The organism is Nostoc sp. DSM 114160 (assembly GCF_053470305.1).
In genome coordinates this window covers 270,099-285,847 of record NZ_JBPFGO010000001.1, presented here as the reverse complement: position 1 = coordinate 285,847, position 15,749 = coordinate 270,099, and the positions used below count along the sequence as shown (strand labels likewise).

Annotated in this window: 16 protein-coding genes and 1 pseudogene; 12 read left to right on the top strand and 5 right to left on the bottom strand. The window is 41.4% G+C overall.

Annotated elements, in window-relative coordinates; genetic code table 11:
- Window positions 1-5: 5 nt before the first annotated feature.
- From NSTCB13_RS01260 to NSTCB13_RS01250, 3 genes are all read right to left on the bottom strand, one after another.
- Window positions 6-1,241, bottom strand: a complete 1,236-nt coding sequence (locus NSTCB13_RS01260) for an NAD(P)/FAD-dependent oxidoreductase (RefSeq protein WP_448273096.1) — start codon at window positions 1,239-1,241, stop codon at window positions 6-8.
- 51 nt (window positions 1,242-1,292) lie between these two features.
- Entirely contained in the window at window positions 1,293-1,457 is a 165-nt protein-coding gene (rd, locus tag NSTCB13_RS01255; protein WP_292774831.1) for a rubredoxin, read from the bottom strand.
- Window positions 1,458-1,749: 292 nt separating this feature from the next.
- A complete protein-coding gene (locus tag NSTCB13_RS01250) occupies window positions 1,750-1,944 on the bottom strand; it encodes a hypothetical protein (protein WP_322683898.1) in 195 nt (64 codons plus the stop codon).
- Between the two features lie 421 nt (window positions 1,945-2,365).
- Here NSTCB13_RS01250 and NSTCB13_RS01245 point away from each other — a divergent pair, with 421 nt between their 5' ends.
- Entirely contained in the window at window positions 2,366-2,923 is a 558-nt protein-coding gene (locus tag NSTCB13_RS01245; RefSeq protein ID WP_448268438.1) for an SRPBCC family protein, read from the top strand.
- A 106-nt stretch (window positions 2,924-3,029) separates the two neighbouring features.
- Here the strand turns inward: NSTCB13_RS01245 and clpB are convergent, their stop codons facing one another.
- Window positions 3,030-5,648 carry an ATP-dependent chaperone ClpB gene (gene clpB, locus NSTCB13_RS01240; RefSeq protein ID WP_448271165.1) on the bottom strand — a complete coding sequence of 873 codons (2,619 nt, stop codon included), beginning with the start codon at window positions 5,646-5,648 and terminating at the stop codon, window positions 3,030-3,032.
- Window positions 5,649-5,737: 89 nt separating this feature from the next.
- On the opposite strand from clpB, the gene NSTCB13_RS01235 reads away from it, so the two are divergent.
- The 9 genes and pseudogenes from NSTCB13_RS01235 to NSTCB13_RS01195 all read left to right on the top strand — a co-directional run bounded on the left by NSTCB13_RS01235 (window position 5,738) and on the right by NSTCB13_RS01195 (window position 13,219).
- The gene (locus NSTCB13_RS01235) at window positions 5,738-6,040 is read left to right on the top strand and encodes a hypothetical protein (RefSeq protein ID WP_448271164.1); all 303 of its coding nucleotides are present in this window, start codon (window positions 5,738-5,740) and stop codon (window positions 6,038-6,040) included.
- A gap of 209 nt (window positions 6,041-6,249) precedes the next feature.
- Window positions 6,250-6,798: a hypothetical protein gene (locus tag NSTCB13_RS01230; RefSeq protein ID WP_448271163.1), complete on the top strand. Its 549-nt coding sequence runs from the start codon at window positions 6,250-6,252 to the stop codon at window positions 6,796-6,798.
- Window positions 6,799-7,645: 847 nt separating this feature from the next.
- The gene (locus NSTCB13_RS01225) at window positions 7,646-8,020 is read left to right on the top strand and encodes a hypothetical protein (RefSeq protein ID WP_448271162.1); all 375 of its coding nucleotides are present in this window, start codon (window positions 7,646-7,648) and stop codon (window positions 8,018-8,020) included.
- A gap of 91 nt (window positions 8,021-8,111) precedes the next feature.
- Window positions 8,112-8,366, top strand: coding sequence for a TIGR02450 family Trp-rich protein (locus NSTCB13_RS01220; protein ID WP_322672297.1), 255 nt, complete (start codon window positions 8,112-8,114; stop codon window positions 8,364-8,366).
- Window positions 8,367-9,103: 737 nt separating this feature from the next.
- Window positions 9,104-9,971 (top strand): annotated as a pseudogene (gene bchL, locus NSTCB13_RS01215) (ferredoxin:protochlorophyllide reductase (ATP-dependent) iron-sulfur ATP-binding protein).
- A gap of 32 nt (window positions 9,972-10,003) precedes the next feature.
- A complete protein-coding gene (locus NSTCB13_RS01210) occupies window positions 10,004-10,792 on the top strand; it encodes a DUF5331 domain-containing protein (protein WP_445629959.1) in 789 nt (262 codons plus the stop codon).
- 204 nt (window positions 10,793-10,996) lie between these two features.
- Window positions 10,997-12,400: a ferredoxin:protochlorophyllide reductase (ATP-dependent) subunit N gene (locus NSTCB13_RS01205; protein ID WP_334912169.1), complete on the top strand. Its 1,404-nt coding sequence runs from the start codon at window positions 10,997-10,999 to the stop codon at window positions 12,398-12,400.
- A 173-nt stretch (window positions 12,401-12,573) separates the two neighbouring features.
- On the top strand, window positions 12,574-12,837 hold the full coding sequence (locus NSTCB13_RS01200) for an AbrB/MazE/SpoVT family DNA-binding domain-containing protein (RefSeq protein ID WP_448271161.1): 264 nt from the start codon (window positions 12,574-12,576) through the stop codon (window positions 12,835-12,837).
- Entirely contained in the window at window positions 12,824-13,219 is a 396-nt protein-coding gene (locus NSTCB13_RS01195) for a type II toxin-antitoxin system VapC family toxin (RefSeq protein ID WP_448271160.1), read from the top strand. The genes NSTCB13_RS01200 and NSTCB13_RS01195 overlap by 14 nt, the downstream gene beginning before the upstream one ends.
- Before the next feature lie 137 nt (window positions 13,220-13,356).
- Here NSTCB13_RS01195 and NSTCB13_RS01190 read toward each other — a convergent pair whose 3' ends face one another.
- Window positions 13,357-14,643 (bottom strand): hypothetical protein, encoded by a 1,287-nt coding sequence (locus NSTCB13_RS01190; protein ID WP_448271159.1) that lies wholly within the window; start codon window positions 14,641-14,643, stop codon window positions 13,357-13,359.
- Window positions 14,644-14,845: 202 nt separating this feature from the next.
- Here NSTCB13_RS01190 and NSTCB13_RS01185 point away from each other — a divergent pair, with 202 nt between their 5' ends.
- Window positions 14,846-15,208 (top strand): hypothetical protein, encoded by a 363-nt coding sequence (locus tag NSTCB13_RS01185; RefSeq protein WP_448271158.1) that lies wholly within the window; start codon window positions 14,846-14,848, stop codon window positions 15,206-15,208.
- A 5-nt stretch (window positions 15,209-15,213) separates the two neighbouring features.
- Window positions 15,214-15,645, top strand: a complete 432-nt coding sequence (locus tag NSTCB13_RS01180; RefSeq protein WP_448271157.1) for an HNH endonuclease — start codon at window positions 15,214-15,216, stop codon at window positions 15,643-15,645.
- The last annotated feature ends 104 nt before the right edge of the window (window positions 15,646-15,749 follow it).

Here is a 15,749-nt window from a genome sequence, read left to right as displayed (position 1 = left end):
TGGTACTAATCGCTACTCGCCATTGCTACGCCTGCTAAATACCCGGTTGTCCAAGCACTTTGGAAGTTAAACCCACCGGTAACGCCATCAATATCTAAGATTTCTCCGGCAAAATAAAGACCAGGAACTAATCGACTTTCCATTGTCTTGAAGTTGACTTCTTTGAGCTGGACACCGCCACAGGTAACAAATTCTTCTTTGAAGGCTCCTTTACCGTTGATTAAGTATTGTCCCTGAGTAAGTTCTTGCACCAGTTGATTTAAGGTTTTACTAGATATTTCTGCCCAACGGTCTTCTGTAGTAATGCCTACACGAGCAATAATATATTGCCAGAGACGATGGGGTAGATCGACGCCACGATGCAATGCGATCGCTTTTTTTCCCCATTCATCCTTAACTGCTAAAACTTTTTCTCGCACTTGTTCTTGGTGCAAATTAGGCAGCCAATTAATCAATAATCTGGCTTGATAGCGGCTTTCGTGCAGAACTCTCGCACCCCAAGCAGAAAGCTTCAAAACAGCCGGGCCACTCAAACCCCAGTGGGTAATTAGCAATGGCCCAGTTTGTTGTAATTGGGATTTTCCGCCCGCAGATAAACGCAATTGAGCAGGATTAACGCTAACTCCAGCCAATTCCCGCAATTTTCGATCGACAATGTTGAAGGTAAATAACGAGGGTACTGGCGGTTCAATTTGATGACCTAACTCTCGGACAATTTTATAACCTGCAAGGCTGCTACCGGTCGCCAAAAGTAGGCGATCGCATTTAATTGTCTCTCCCGACTTCAGAAAAATATCAAACCCCCCATCTACTGAGGTTCTTACTGAAGTTACATGCGTACCGATACGGAGTTTCACCCCAGCTTTCGCCACCGCTTTAATCAGACATTCCACAATCGTTTCTGAAGTATTGGTGACAGGAAACATCCGGCCATCAGCTTCCGTTTTCAGATAGACGCCACCAGCAGCAAACCAAGCTACTGTATCTTGAGGCCCAAACCGAGTCAAAGCACCCCGCAAAGCTTTTGCACCTCTGGGGTAATTTTGCACTAACTCCTCCGGTTCAAAGCAAGCATGAGTGACGTTACAGCGTCCGCCACCAGAAATTAGCACTTTCGCTAGGGGTTGACGACTGGCTTCGAGTAAAGTAACTTGGGCATCAGGATTAGCTTTAGCACAAGCGATCGCGCCAAAAAATCCTGCTGCCCCACCCCCAATAACTACAATTTGTAACGGTAACAATTTCAAAAATGTCTCTTTTACAGCACCTACTTTCTAGGCTAGCTGTTATTTTCACTCTTCATCAGGTTCAAAGTCGTCTTTTGTTGCACCACAAGTTGGACACGACCAATCTTCTGGGATATCTTCAAAGGCTGTTCCCGGTGCTATATCGCTATCTGGATCGCCTTCTGCTGGGTCATATATATAGCCACAAACAGTACATTTATACTTTGCCATGCTCCTTTTTCCTCGTAAATTATTGGCATTGCTTCCCTATTAAATACTTTTGGCAATGAGTCAAAATAGGTAAGCCACAATTCTTAAACGAGACTACGGTATGAAAATCAAACCGCTTCGCAAAGTCATTAATCATTAATGTCCAAGAGAAACCACGTTCCTTGTGGACGTGACTTGAATTAGCCCGTAGTCATTAGTTTTTTTCGCCCAAGAGGGCAGAGGTATATACCAAAAACTTTTGTATCTTAGGCGAATGACCAATGACAAATGACCAATGACAAATGACAAATGACTAAAAACGCCACCATGTCCTTTGGGCGTAACTGATAATTCCGATCGCGATCGCCCCAAGTAGCAGTAGCCAAATAATTCCACCTGGGATAAAAGTGAGAATACCAATACCTCTCAGTACCCAAACGGCAACGCTAATGCCGAGAAGTATACCAAAAATCTGGATTAATCTACGATTTAAAGAAGATTGATTCACCTAATTTTCCTCTCAATTCAACAGACATTACACTTGATATTGATAATTAAAATATGAAGTTACGATGAAGTTATAGTTTCATCAGAAATAACACGTAAAACCGAGAGATACTGTCCAAACGTTAGGGTAAGGGACTTGATGTTAAATCGTGTTTGTGCCATTCTAGCTGTTAACAACGCAGTTTTTCATCTACAAATATTACTTTGACAAAACTTACTGGAGTATTAATTATGTTAATTGTGATAAGAAACACAGTTTTTACAGTAAAGTAACTGAAATGATCGGCAAAAAATTATCCTTTCCGGAAAAGATAAGTATTAAACTGGAACTAATTTAATAATGGGTTGGATCTAAATCAAGTTTTATGGCTTGTAATTTCAACTCTATTTAGGTGGATGAGTTGAGGAGTAACTTAATCATTATGTCTGCGTCTTATATATCAGATTCAATTATTGCAGGTTCAGATATGGCTTGGAGTCAAGACAAGCAAAAGTTGCTGGTACAGGGTGAAATTTTGGTAGAAACGCGATCGCACAAGCTATCGGGTGGCGCGGTGACAGCCTGGATGTATTTGCCGATGGTGCGATCGCACGTTTGGCAGCAATTAACTGATTATCCCCGCTGGGTGCAATATTTTCCCGATATTACCAAGAGTGAGGTAGTACATAAAGGTGAAGTCAAACGTCTGTATCAAGCAGCACAAAAAGCCTTCTTATTTTTTACGGCTCAAGTAGAAATTTACCTCAATGTTGTAGAAGTGCTGGGGCAGCAAATCCAATTTCGTATGGTAAATGGGACTTTTGAGGACTTTAACGCCAATTTAGAACTACAAGATTGTGGTAATGGCACAATACTTGCTTATACTGTGCAAGCAACACCTCTAATTCCGATTCCATCTATTTTTATTCAACAAGCGATGAATTTAGAGTTGCCTGCAAATATGCGTAAAATGCGACAAGTTATGTGTAAGACTCAATAAAAAATTCAGACGTTGCCGATCGGATTTTCACTTTACCTATATAGATAATTCAAAAACCCGCTTTCTGTCAGAAAACGGGTTTTTGTGTGTGATTTATCAGGTGTAATTATCCGGTAAAGACTTCAACTGGTAAACGGCTAAACGACAACCTTTCATTTTGCACATCTACAAAGATGGTGTTACCGTCGTTGAATTCGCCGCGCAAGATGGATTTAGCAATTTGAGTTTCTAACTCTCGCTGAATCGCCCGCTTCAGTGGACGCGCCCCATACACTGGGTCATACCCTACTTCTGCTAAAAAGTCAAGGGCAGCATCCGAGAGTTTGAGAGATATTTTGCGATCGCTCAATCTTTGCCGCAATCTTTCCACTTGCAACAGCACAATTTGCCGCAATTCCTTCTTATCTAAACCGTGGAAGATGATGATTTCATCAATCCGGTTCAGGAACTCTGGACGGAAGCTATTTCGCATTGCTTCCATGACTCGACGGCGCATTTCATCGTAGTGGCTGTTATCCCCAGCGATATCAAGAATGTACTGCGAACCGATGTTGCTGGTCATGATGATAATAGCGTTCTTGAAGTCCACCTTATGACCTTGGGCATCAGTGACGCGACCATCATCGAGGATTTGCAAGAAGATATTAAATACATCAGGGTGTGCTTTCTCGATTTCGTCAAAGAGAATCACTGAGTAAGGACGACGGCGAATCGCTTCTGTAAGTTGTCCGCCTTCTTCGTAACCCACGTATCCTGGAGGGGCACCGATTAAACGAGAGACGGCGTGTTTCTCCATATACTCCGACATATCGATTCGCACCAACGCATCTTCGCTATCGAACATATACGCCGCCAGTGCTTTCGCCAACTCGGTTTTACCTACACCCGTCGGCCCAAGGAAAATAAAGCTAGCAATGGGACGATTGGGATCGGCCAATCCAGCCCGCGATCGCTGAATTGAATCCGCTACAGCTGTGACTGCTTCTTCTTGTCCAACTACTCGGCGGTGGAGTTCATCTTCTAAATGCAGCAGTTTTTCTTTTTCAGATTCCACCAACTTACTGATCGGAATTCCTGTCCATTTAGAAATAATTTCAGCAATATCACCTTCTGTGACTTCTTCTCTTAATAGTGATTTACCACTTCTTTGAGTGTTTGCCAATTCAGCTTCTATTGCTTCCAATTGACGATGCAAACTGGTTAAAGTGCCGTATTTCAACTCCGCAGCGCGGTTAAGGTCATAGTCGCGTTCTGCTTGTTGAATCTCTAAATTGACCTGTTCAATCTCTTTTTTTACAGACTGAATTTTGTCAATGATATCTTTTTCAGACTGCCATTGAGTATTCAGAGTTTTTTGTTCTTCTTTGAGATCGGCAATTTCTTTTTCCAATCTTCCTAAACGTTCGCGAGAAGCGGCATCGCTTTCTTTTTGCAGCGATAGCTTCTCCATTTCCAATTGCAGAATCTTGCGATCGATTTCGTCGAGTTCTTCTGGTTTGGAGGTAATCTCCATTTTCAGCCTAGCGGCGGCTTCGTCTACCAAGTCAATGGCTTTATCTGGTAGGAAGCGATCGCTAATATATCGACTTGACAATACGGCGGCTGCAACTAAAGCACTATCAGAAATCTTCACCCCGTGGTGGTTTTCATAACGTTCTCTCAACCCGCGCAAAATCGAAATACTATCTTCTACACTAGGTTGATCGACATAAACCTGTTGGAACCGTCTTTCTAGTGCAGCATCTTTTTCGATATATTTGCGGTATTCATCCAAGGTTGTCGCCCCAATACAACGCAATTCGCCCCGCGCCAACATCGGTTTTAACAAGTTACCCGCATCCATCGCGCCTTGGGTTGCACCAGCGCCGACAACGGTGTGAATTTCATCAATAAATAAAACAATATTGCCGCCAGATTCAGTAACTTCTTTTAATACTGCTTTCAGGCGTTCTTCAAATTCACCCCGGAATTTTGCCCCTGCAATCAAAGCACCCATATCTAAAGCGATTAGCTTGCGGTCTTTGAGGGATTGGGGTACATCACCTGCGATAATGCGCTGTGCTAATCCTTCGGCGATCGCAGTTTTACCAACACCCGGTTCACCAATTAGCACAGGATTATTCTTGGTACGGCGAGAAAGAATTTGCACAGTCCGACGAATCTCATCATCTCGCCCAATTACTGGGTCAAGTTGACCTTTACGCGCGGCTTCTGTAAGGTCACGCCCGTATTTTTCCAGTGCTTCGTATTTGCCTTCTGGATTTTGGTCGGTCACTTTTTGGCTCCCCCGAACTTGTTTAATAATATTTTTTAGCTTGCCTTCGTCTAAAGCAAACTCTTGGAATAAAGCTTTGCCAAAACGGTCATCTTTGGCATAACCCAGCAATAAGTGTTCAATTGAAATATATTCGTCTTGAAACTCTTTGCGATATCCGTCTGCTCGATCTAAAAGTGTATCCAAGCTGCGTCCTAAGTAAACAGAACTGCTGCTACCGGATACTTTTGGCTGACGTTGGAAAAATTGTTCAGTGCGATCGCGCAGTTTTTGCAGGTCAACACCCGCTTTTGTGAGAATCCCTGTTGCTAGACCATCTTGTTCTAGCAACGCTTTCATTAGGTGTTCGCTTTCAATTTGTTGTTGTTGATATTGTTTAACAATATCCGGGGTATGAGCGATCGCTTCCCAGGCTTTTTCTGTAAATTGGTTAGGATTAGTAGGTTGCATAGGCTTTTTCAGGAACGTAGAGGTGCTGTAGCTTGTCAGAGGCTACCACCAGAACACCAAGTAAAGATAATTTTTGCTTTCAATAGATATTGTATGAAGAGGGGAGCGATCGCCTAGATCGGTGTTCACGTCTTGTAAAAGTGGTATTTTCCCCTAGTTCCGATTTTCCTCTGTGGATTTCAATTACTTGCCTGCGAAATGTCAGTAGATGCCTTCTTGTGTGCGATGGCGCAAGCGCCCACGTAGGCGATCGCATTAGTTGGGTTTATTCCAGTGAGCGCTTAGGAGTTGGTACAGAGGTTTTTGGAGTCGCCCTGGAAGCCGAATCGTGTTTACTTGACAGCGCTGGAGGAGAAAGTGTTGCGTGTGCTGAGTTGGAGACTAGCAGTTAATGTAACAAGGGAATAATACAACAATGCTGGAAATCTATGTTCGTGCCAGTAATCCGAAAACTTTTGCGGTGCTTTGGTGATGTCTACACCCGCAAAAAAATCTAATTTTCAAAATCAAATTGCATATTTGCATATTTAATCAAAAAACTACTGAATATTCCTTTAGATAGAGGTTTTTCCAACATCTACTTACTTAAGGAGGAAAAATAATGAATCGATTCAAATATTCCAAGAAGATTTTTGGAGTTCTTGCTGTTTTACTCGTAATTTGTGCAACTTTCTTTCCGAAAATGGCAATTGCAGATTCACAGACTGTGCCTATCAAGTCAGATTGTACCGTCGTAGGTGATGTAAGAATAATACCAGATCCAAAAGATCCCAATGAACTCGATGTTCTACCACCGACTGTGATAGTTAACAGTGCCGATGGATGTAGCTTCAGTGCTAACGCGATGAAGTTATCACAAGCTCTAAGGGTTGAAAGAGCTATTATAAATTTGCCTGCGGATGTAACTGGGGTTGTTAAAAGCCTTCAGATCAGCAAAGTCGATAATGAAGGCAATAAAGCAGTCATTTATGGCTGTTCTAATTTAAAAGTTCAGGATGGTACGGATTTAAATGTATCTTGCGGGGGGCCATCTTACTTACCAGCGAACCAGTCCTTGGAATATAATGCAACTATTGCAGACTTTAAGCCAGGGACTAAGTTTGCCATTACGCTGGTAGCATCACAGTCTAAACAACTAGGTTTGCAGTAAGTATACGCCTGTTATACCAAAAAGCCTATTTGGTGTAACAGGTAAAACTGCTTAGTACAAAAAGCTTAGTACAAAAATGTTTGCTCCTTCCTAGCCGTAACTAAAAAAGACGGGCGTACCCCCTTAATTTTAAGCAAAGCCAACTGTATGGCATACACTGCCCGTAATTAGCTCTAATATCCCTTGGTTGAACAACTGAAACATTCCACTCGTGGGTAGAAAACAATTTAGTTCTATGTTTTATCAAGAATCGTATACTTAAATTTTGTATACGATTCCTTTATTAAGCGATTAAATGACTAGCTCGCTTACTTAATTTTGATACAACTCCTATTTATTTCTGGCTAAGACTGTAGCTTTCCCCGGAACTCAGTTCTCATAAATTTGGTATAGCAATAAAACCAAAGTAAATGGCGATCGCAGCAGTAATACCATGAAGCCAAATCTTATTGAATTCACAAGCAGCCATCAAAGAAACGCTCAAAGCTTTTTCGATTAATATTCATAACATTCTAGAGATGCTTATTAAACAAAATTATTTCCAATAAAAAGATTTGGAGCACGTTAAATTATATTTAAAAGATGTGAAATGGTCAAGTAGATATTTCATCAGGTCAATTACACTTAATCGCATTGAAAACAGCTTATCCCTGAAAGTTAAAGCTGACTATTTTTTTCTTAGAATGTATGGTAACTGTCTTAACAATATCTATAGAGACATGGTGATAAACAAAATTACTCCTTCATAAGTAGGAATCGAAATGCGTACACCAAGTATGACGTATTAAATCTACCTTGCCCCCATACAGAGTTACCATGATTTCAGGTCGCCTAGTGGATGCTGAAAATGATTGACCCCTACGACTTTGAAGATGATAACTTTGACTTAGAGGATGAGGATTTCTTGAAAATAAAACCCATCAGCCAAATGACTGAAGGGGAAAAGCTACAGCGATTTAAGCGGTTCTTCGACAGCAGCAGCCGTGCGATGTTGCAAGACTGTCTATTTCGCATCGTCAATGACGAAGATGGTACGGGTACGTTAGAAATTCTTTGTCCTAATGAAGTCGTAAGACAACGCCTTTCTAAGAAAAAGCGCAAAATTACCAACAACATCAACACCTGCTGGAGCCATATCAGATGGTTTTCGCTATGCGTTCAGCAAGATAATGAGTTGGATTGCCAGAAGTTTACCCGTAACGGTGATTTGGTGACATCTTAAGGTGGGGAATTAGAAATTGAGAATTGGGAATGGGGAATGGGAAATAAAGAAAGTGTTTTCCCAATGACAAATGACAAATGACAAATGACAAATGACTAAAAAACAAAAATTTCCTTACCTAGTTGGTTCTAAGTGGACAGCACAGCAAAAAGTTGATGGCTGGCGGCATTTCCAAGTTGTCAATCGGAAAAATCAGGGTAAATGGGTTTACGCCGAAATGGTTGCTGCTTGCGATCCTAAAGTCCGTTTTTGGATAAATGCCAAATTATTACAAGATAACTCCCAGTGGCAAGCTGGTTGGCAAACATTACAGGAAATCCAGGAAATTAAAACTGAGGTGTCCTAATTGCCTTAAGCCGCACAGCCAAAAGATTTTAACCTCAGTTCCATTGCTCTCTCTTTTAGGAAAGAGGCTTTGAATCTTACTCCCCAACGCTAGTAGGGAAGGGATTGGGGGTTAAGTCTGTCATATGACTCAACCCAGAAACCCTATATCTTGCAAATTAATAATATTTTACAAAATCACACTAACTCACTCTCAAGCAGCAATTAAATGGTTTGCTCTACCGACTGAAAACTGGCGATTTATCTGCGATACCTTCTCTACAAGAGGCTTCTCTTTCAGAGACGCTAACGAGAACGCCAACGGTGAGCTACGCTAACACAAATTTCAGTAGTATTTCCAGCATCAGGCTGCATATACCTCTCTTTTGCCTTAACTCTGCGCCCCAATGCCTTGAAAACAGGTTGTAAAAACATTAGCTAATTCTATGAAAAGCATTCAAAAAGGCAGATTTAAATTTTTTGTATTTTGTAACTATTTTTATAAAAATAAGTAATAAAAAGTTTTTATTATGTATTTTTAAATCTTTTAAGGTCTTTAGGGTTCATAAAAACCTAAATTAATCTAATTGAGCTTTAATTCATCCTCTAAAACCGTTTTACAGATTAGGAGCCACTTTCTTTTCTAGGTAATTTGCCCAATAATGACATCAACAGACCTCACGCATCGCCATCTCAGGAAAGGTGAAGGCAAATGTTTGAGCCACAAGTTTGACCAAAAGCTATAAGAGGGAAACAACAGTGAAACTAGCAGTCTACGGAAAAGGTGGTATCGGTAAATCCACAACTAGCTGTAATATATCCGTCGCCCTAGCTAAACGTGGCAAGAAAGTGCTGCAAATTGGCTGCGACCCCCAAACATGACAGCACCTTCACCCTGACTGGGTTTTTGATTCCGACAATTATCGACACCCTCCAAGAAAAGGACTATCACTACGAAGATGTCTGGCCGGAAGATGTAATTTATAAAGGCTACGGCGGTGTTGATTGCGTAGAAGCTGGTGGTCCACCTGCGGGTGCTGGATGTGGCGGCTACGTAGTCGGCGAAACCGTAAAATTACTTAAAGAACTCAACGCCTTTGATGAGTACGATGTAATTCTCTTTGACGTTCTGGGTGACGTAGTTTGTGGTGGTTTTGCAGCACCACTCAACTATGCAGATTACTGCCTGATTGTTACAGACAACGGCTTTGATGCTTTATTTGCGGCCAATCGGATTGCTGCTTCAGTCCGCGAAAAAGCAAGAACTCACCCACTGCGTTTAGCTGGGTTAATTGGCAATCGCACATCCAAGCGTGACTTGATTGAAAAATATGTAGAAGCAGTGCCCATGCCAGTTTTGGAAGTTTTACCTTTAATTGAAGATATTCGTGTTTCCCGTGTGAAAGGTAAGACTTTGTTTGAGATGGCAGAGCAAGATCCTTCTCTAGACTACGTTTGCGACTACTATCTCAACATCGCCGACCAAATTCTAGCGCGTCCCGAAGGTGTTGTACCTAATGATTCACCAGATCGGGAGTTGTTCTCTTTGTTGTCCGATTTTTATCTAAATCCGGGTAAACCCCAGGTTCCTAATTCAGAAGAGGAACTAGACTTGATGATTGTATAAATCACCAAGTTCTCAGGATGGGGGACAATAACATGGCATTCTTTCACAGCTTTACAGATTCAATAAAGCAAAAGTGGTTACAATTTTTCCAGAATAATCGAGACTGGATTATCCTCCACATGGAAGTGGAATCGGTGTACACCCCTGATGGCGGGAAGCGACCACCTTCTTACCTCATCCTGGGAGTTCTTAACGCCCTAGAGCCAAAACTAGCGCAGTTAATGCTGCCATTTGCCAAACTCAATCCTGACGCCGATACCCTGATTGAAGTCCTGGATTTGCATTTTGACCCAGATTTAGCTCTCGGTAATCGCTTCGTCGTCAACCAAGATGTAGAAAAATACGTAGAAGAAGCAGTATCTGTCATTGATGAAAAGCCTGAAGATGAAACATTGACACACGATCATACAAATGGCTTTGCGGCGGTGGCGGTAGTTGAAGAGTTCGCAATCGTGGATTCTGAGGATGAAAGCCTGGGAATCAGCCAGTTGGAAGAAACGGAAAATGGCTTTGGCGATATTTCCTTAACCAACGGACACAACTCAAAAGATGAGTCTCTCCAAAACTCTAGTTTAGAAGCAGATGAGTTTGGGGAAATTGCCTTCGATACAACAGCTGCAACGGAAGTAAAGCTGGATGAAGAAGAGGCACTTGGAGATAGTCCACTAGATGAGAATGCGTTTAAAGACGTGTTATCAGATGTCTGGGGTGATGAAACAGCTTTACAAAAGGCTGAAGAAAATAACGATTTTTTAGGGGAAGAACTGCCAGCAGGCGTTTTTGATGAATCAGAAATTGCCCGCCTCTTCCCCAATGCTTAATTACTAAGTTAGGAGTTAGGAGTTAAGAGTTAGGAGTTAAAAAAGTTGGAGTAAAAAAGTTAGGAAAAAACTTAGGAGTTAAAAAATTTTATATTTATTAATCAGAACTCCTAACTCCTGTACAGACGCGATTAATCGCGTCTCTACTACTAACTCCTAACTCCTAACTTCTAACTTTAAATATCAAGGGGAGAAAAAACCAAAATGACTGTCGCTCAACAACCAGAAGCTTTAAACTTTGAATGTGAAACAGGAAATTACCATACCTTTTGCCCAATTAGCTGCGTGGCGTGGTTATACCAAAAAATTGAAGATAGCTTCTTTTTGGTGATTGGGACAAAAACTTGTGGCTACTTCCTGCAAAACGCGATGGGGGTAATGATTTTTGCTGAACCCCGCTATGCAATGGCAGAGTTGGAAGAGGGCGATATTTCGGCACAGCTGAATGATTATGAAGAGTTAAAGCGGTTGTGCTTGCAAATTAAACGCGATCGCAATCCTAGTGTAATTGTCTGGATTGGCACTTGCACTACAGAAATTATCAAAACAGATTTGGAAGGTTTGGCACCGAAACTAGAATCTGAAATCGGGATTCCCATCGTTGTAGCGCGGGCAAATGGTCTAGATTACGCCTTCACCCAAGGAGAAGACACCGTATTAGCAGCAATGGCTAACCGTTGTCCTGATAAGGCTCCGGTGGCGGAAACAGAGAAAAATGAACGTAATGCGATCGCTAAATTGCTCAACTTTGGTAAGAAGAAAGAAGATGTCGCCCAAGATGAATCTGAGTACGTAGATCATCCACCCTTAGTTCTCTTTGGCTCCCTTCCCGACCCCGTGGTTACTCAGTTAACCTTGGAACTGAAGAAACAAGGCATCAAAGTTTCTGGCTGGCTACCTGCGAAGCGCTTCACTGAATTGCCAGTACTAGAAGAAGGGTATTATGTCGCTGGTGTCAACCCCTTCCTCAGCCGCACAGCTACTACCTTAATGCGCCGCCGCAAGTGTAAACTCATTGGTGCACCCTTCCCCATTGGTCCCGATGGCACTCGCGCTTGGATTGAGAAAATCTGCTCGGTGTTTGGTATTACTCCTAAGGGTTTGGATGAACGGGAAGCCCAAATTTGGGCAGGCTTGGAAGATTACGTGAAACTAATTCGCGGTAAGTCTGTATTCTTCATGGGTGATAACTTGCTGGAAATCTCCCAGGCAAGATTCTTAATCCGTTGTGGGATGACAGTTCACGAAATCGGTATTCCCTATATGGATAAGCGCTATCAAGGTGCTGAGTTGGCACTGTTAGAGAAAACTTGTCAGGAAATGGGTTCACCTTTACCAAAAATTGTAGAGAAGCCGGATAATTACAATCAACTTCAGCGAATTTATGAGTTGAAACCAGACTTAGTAATTACTGGTATGGCTCACGCTAACCCATTGGAAGCACGCGGTATTAATACAAAATGGTCTGTAGAGTTCACTTTTGCTCAAATTCACGGCTTTACGAATGCGCGTGACATATTAGAGTTGGTGACTCGTCCGTTGCGTCGAAATAATAATTTGAAAGATTTGGGTTGGGATAAGTTGGTGAAAGAAGAAGCGAAGATTTAGATTTAGATTTGGATTGAGCGACAGCATAATGCTATGTTAAGGGCGAACTTTCGGGTTCGTCCTTTTTTTCTATAACCGCAGAAACGCAGAGAACGCAGAGGAAGAGGAGAAATGGGGACAATCAAAAATGCTAAAATTTTTATATTACTCTTAGTTTTTTACTTCTTAAGTTAATGGAAATTACCAAATTGTCTCCTCAAGGACAAGTAATTATTCCCCAATCTTTGCGGGAAGCTCATCAATGGGAAGTAGGTCAAGAATTTATTATTATTGATATGGGTGATGGAATTCTTTTAAAGCCTAAGAAACTTTTTCCAGAAACTAAATTAGATGATGTAGCAGGCTGTTTAAAATATACAGGTAAACCTAAAACTATTGAGGATATGGATAATGCAATTCGCCAAGGTGTCGAGGAATCGTGGCATGATTGCAGTTGATACAAATATAATTGTTAGATTTTTAACTCAAGATGATGAATTACAGTTTCAAAATAGCAGAGAAATTTTCCAGACTCAAGATATTTTTATCTCAGATACCGTAATACTTGAGACTGAATGGGTATTAAGGTTTGCATACAAGTTTAAACCACATGAGATATGTACAGCTTTGAGAAACTTATTTGGTTTACCTAATATTTACCTGACTAATCCTAGCTTAATTATTCAAGTAATCCATTGGTATGAAAATGGCTTAGATTTTGCTGATGCTTTTCATCTAGCTCAAAGTCAGCATTGTTCTGAATTTTACACGTTTGATGAAAAGTTTGTCAAAAGAGCGAAGGGGCTAACAAAGTGCGAAGTTAAAAAGCCTTTAACTTAGGAAGATAACATAGCGAACTTAGTACAGCTTTACTTTCAATCGTAGCGTTTTTAAACGCAGAGTAACGCAAAGTAAGCGCAGAGGGACGCAGAGCTTTGCTAAATTTAATTCGCTACGAATCAAATACTTTATTTAGTTCAGATGGAAGACTGTAACTCTAGAGGTTTGGATGGAATGATGTACATTAATTCTGCACCGTCTGGTTTAATCTCTGTAGACGGAGTTAATTTAAGCCAGTCATGAAAGCTGATTTTTAATTGGGATATTGCTTGTAATTCTGTTTGGTAAGATTCAAAGCGGCGATTAGTTTCAATCATAGATTCCACTATCTCCAAAGTTTTAGGAAGACGTGCGTAAATCAGTGGCTTAGGATCATCCCAAAATGCTTTGCCTACCCAATCTACTTTAGAATCCCAAATTGCTGCTGGTATCGATTCTACCCACTTCGCGTTATTCGGATCTTGAGCCAACATGAATAGATTTATCCGTTGCATATCAAAGACTGCATTTTCATCCAAAGTTTGATCGAGCCATTGGTAAATTCGGGTTAGCCTCCGCAAATCAATCTGACCTTTGAACTGAGGTTGTAAGTATACTGCTGGGTTAGAAGTAAGTAGAAGCTTAACATATTCCAGAATACGAGAACGAATAACTCTTGATCCTTCTTGGAAGCGGCGAAGTGCTGTATCGTGTTCTTCTAATTCTAAATAGCAACGTGCTTCAGCTAGGTAGGCTAAAGATAAAGTCAGCAAATACTCATCAGCAATTTGGCTTTTTTGCTCAATTTCGATATCAGCATAGTCAGTGTAAATATGTTCTGCTTCTATAAAGCGGTTAATAGCTTGTAGTGCGCTGCTTCTGCGATTTTCTGGTTTAGTCATAGTAAAGGCATTAATTGCCAATTCGATTGCAGCACGAAAATTAGCATAGAAACTAAGGTCTATTTTCCGGTTAACTTTTTTCAATAGTTCCTCTGCTTGTTTGAGGCGTTGTTCTAGCTCCTTGAGGCGCTGTGCTATTACAGCAAAGCCCATCACTGAGACACCAAGATTAAGTACACTGGCAGCAGTAGTTACCTGCAAAATTCCCTGAGTTAGTTGCAAACTTTGCCCAATTTGTCCTATCTGATTTTCAATACTACCTAAACGCCCATTAATATTAGCTAATCCTTTTCCTGTAACAGCTGCATTAGCCCCTGAAGCAACGAGATTTGTCCCAGAGAAAATAAGGTTGAGTAAATTGTTAGCAGAAGGAGGTGAGGTTGGCACTTCATAATTATTTGATTCCTGCTCCCGTAACCAACTGACAACTTGTTTTGTGGCTACATCTCGAATTACACCTCCAACTCGTTCAAAGGTTCCATCTGCCAATCCTTTGGCAATCCAATCAGTAAGCATAAAGGTTACTGTCACTGGTAAGCTCATAATCTTCTCCTAGTTGCTAAATTGTCAGCAGCCCTATGTATGGTAATAAGCTGCTTTTCTCTACGCAGCAAATACCAGCGCTTTACTTAGTATTCCCAATTTGAGTTTTAGTTTTTCTAATAAACTAGCGATCGCTCTTTTTAACTAGAAGATGCAGAGCGATCGCAGATACAATCATAAGTAAAAGGCAAGCAGGTAGAAAATGGCTGAAATTGTCACCCTTCAACTCCCTGAAACACTGGCACAAAAAGCAAAAGAAATCGCTGCTTTCACACATCGGCGACTTGAAGATGTATTACTAGAATGGATTGACCGCGCCATTACTGAACTACCTATGGAGTCATTACCGGACGATCAGGTTTTGGCTATGTGCAATATGCAGATGGAAACTCAGCAACAAGAGGTTTTCAGTGAGTTGCAAGCCCGTCACCGAGAGGGACAACTTAATGATGCAGAAGTTCGCGAACTAGATGAACTCATGCAGGTCTATCGACGTGGCTTAGTAAGTAAAGCAAGAGCTTTAAAAGTAGCTGTTGAACGCGGCTTGAAACCAGCCCTCAATTAACAGCAATGGTCCGATTTTACATTCCTGTAGAAATAGAACGCCGTGTCCGCACAGATTCTAGAAACCGATGTGGCTATTGTTTGAGTCCTCAGCGTTTAGTGATGGCACGCTTGGAAATCGAACACATTATTCCCATATCTAAAGGTGGTAGCAATGATAAATCAAACTTGTGGCTAGCTTGTCCACTGTGTAATCGCTACAAAAGTGATAAAACTACAGGGGTTGATCCAGAAACTAGCGAAACGGTAAGGCTATTTAACCCTCGTACTCAAGTCTGGTTTGAGCATTTTGGCTGGAGTGAAGATGGTTTACGTATTGTTGGCAAAACGCCGACTGGTAGAGCAACTGTTGCAGTTCTACATTTGAGTGATGATGCAGATGCACTAGAAGTTCGCAGTTATTGGGTACTTGCGGGTTGGCATCCTCCAGAAGATTGAATAAACCGTAGATGAAAGAGCGATGCCTACGGCAACCCCTTTGGGGAACGCCCCATCCCCCAATAACTTCGATAAAATCACTATGGTGCTAGTTAACCCTCTCT

Excerpts from the sequence above, each read along its gene's own strand:
- clpB (WP_448271165.1), bottom strand. The coding sequence starts at position 5,648 with ATGCAACCTACTAATCCTAACCAATTTACAGAAAAAGCCTGGGAAGCG.
- NSTCB13_RS01190 (WP_448271159.1), bottom strand. The coding sequence starts at position 14,643 with ATGAGCTTACCAGTGACAGTAACCTTTATGCTTACTGATTGGATTGCC.
- NSTCB13_RS01225 (WP_448271162.1), top strand. The coding sequence starts at position 7,646 with ATGATTGACCCCTACGACTTTGAAGATGATAACTTTGACTTAGAGGAT.
- NSTCB13_RS01210 (WP_445629959.1), top strand. The coding sequence starts at position 10,004 with ATGGCATTCTTTCACAGCTTTACAGATTCAATAAAGCAAAAGTGGTTA.
- NSTCB13_RS01220 (WP_322672297.1), top strand. The coding sequence starts at position 8,112 with ATGACTAAAAAACAAAAATTTCCTTACCTAGTTGGTTCTAAGTGGACA.
- NSTCB13_RS01230 (WP_448271163.1), top strand. The coding sequence starts at position 6,250 with ATGAATCGATTCAAATATTCCAAGAAGATTTTTGGAGTTCTTGCTGTT.
- NSTCB13_RS01245 (WP_448268438.1), top strand. The coding sequence starts at position 2,366 with ATGTCTGCGTCTTATATATCAGATTCAATTATTGCAGGTTCAGATATG.
- NSTCB13_RS01185 (WP_448271158.1), top strand. The coding sequence starts at position 14,846 with ATGGCTGAAATTGTCACCCTTCAACTCCCTGAAACACTGGCACAAAAA.
- NSTCB13_RS01195 (WP_448271160.1), top strand. The coding sequence starts at position 12,824 with ATGATTGCAGTTGATACAAATATAATTGTTAGATTTTTAACTCAAGAT.
- rd (WP_292774831.1), bottom strand. The coding sequence starts at position 1,457 with ATGGCAAAGTATAAATGTACTGTTTGTGGCTATATATATGACCCAGCA.
- NSTCB13_RS01200 (WP_448271161.1), top strand. The coding sequence starts at position 12,574 with ATGGAAATTACCAAATTGTCTCCTCAAGGACAAGTAATTATTCCCCAA.
- NSTCB13_RS01180 (WP_448271157.1), top strand. The coding sequence starts at position 15,214 with ATGGTCCGATTTTACATTCCTGTAGAAATAGAACGCCGTGTCCGCACA.
- NSTCB13_RS01205 (WP_334912169.1), top strand. The coding sequence starts at position 10,997 with ATGACTGTCGCTCAACAACCAGAAGCTTTAAACTTTGAATGTGAAACA.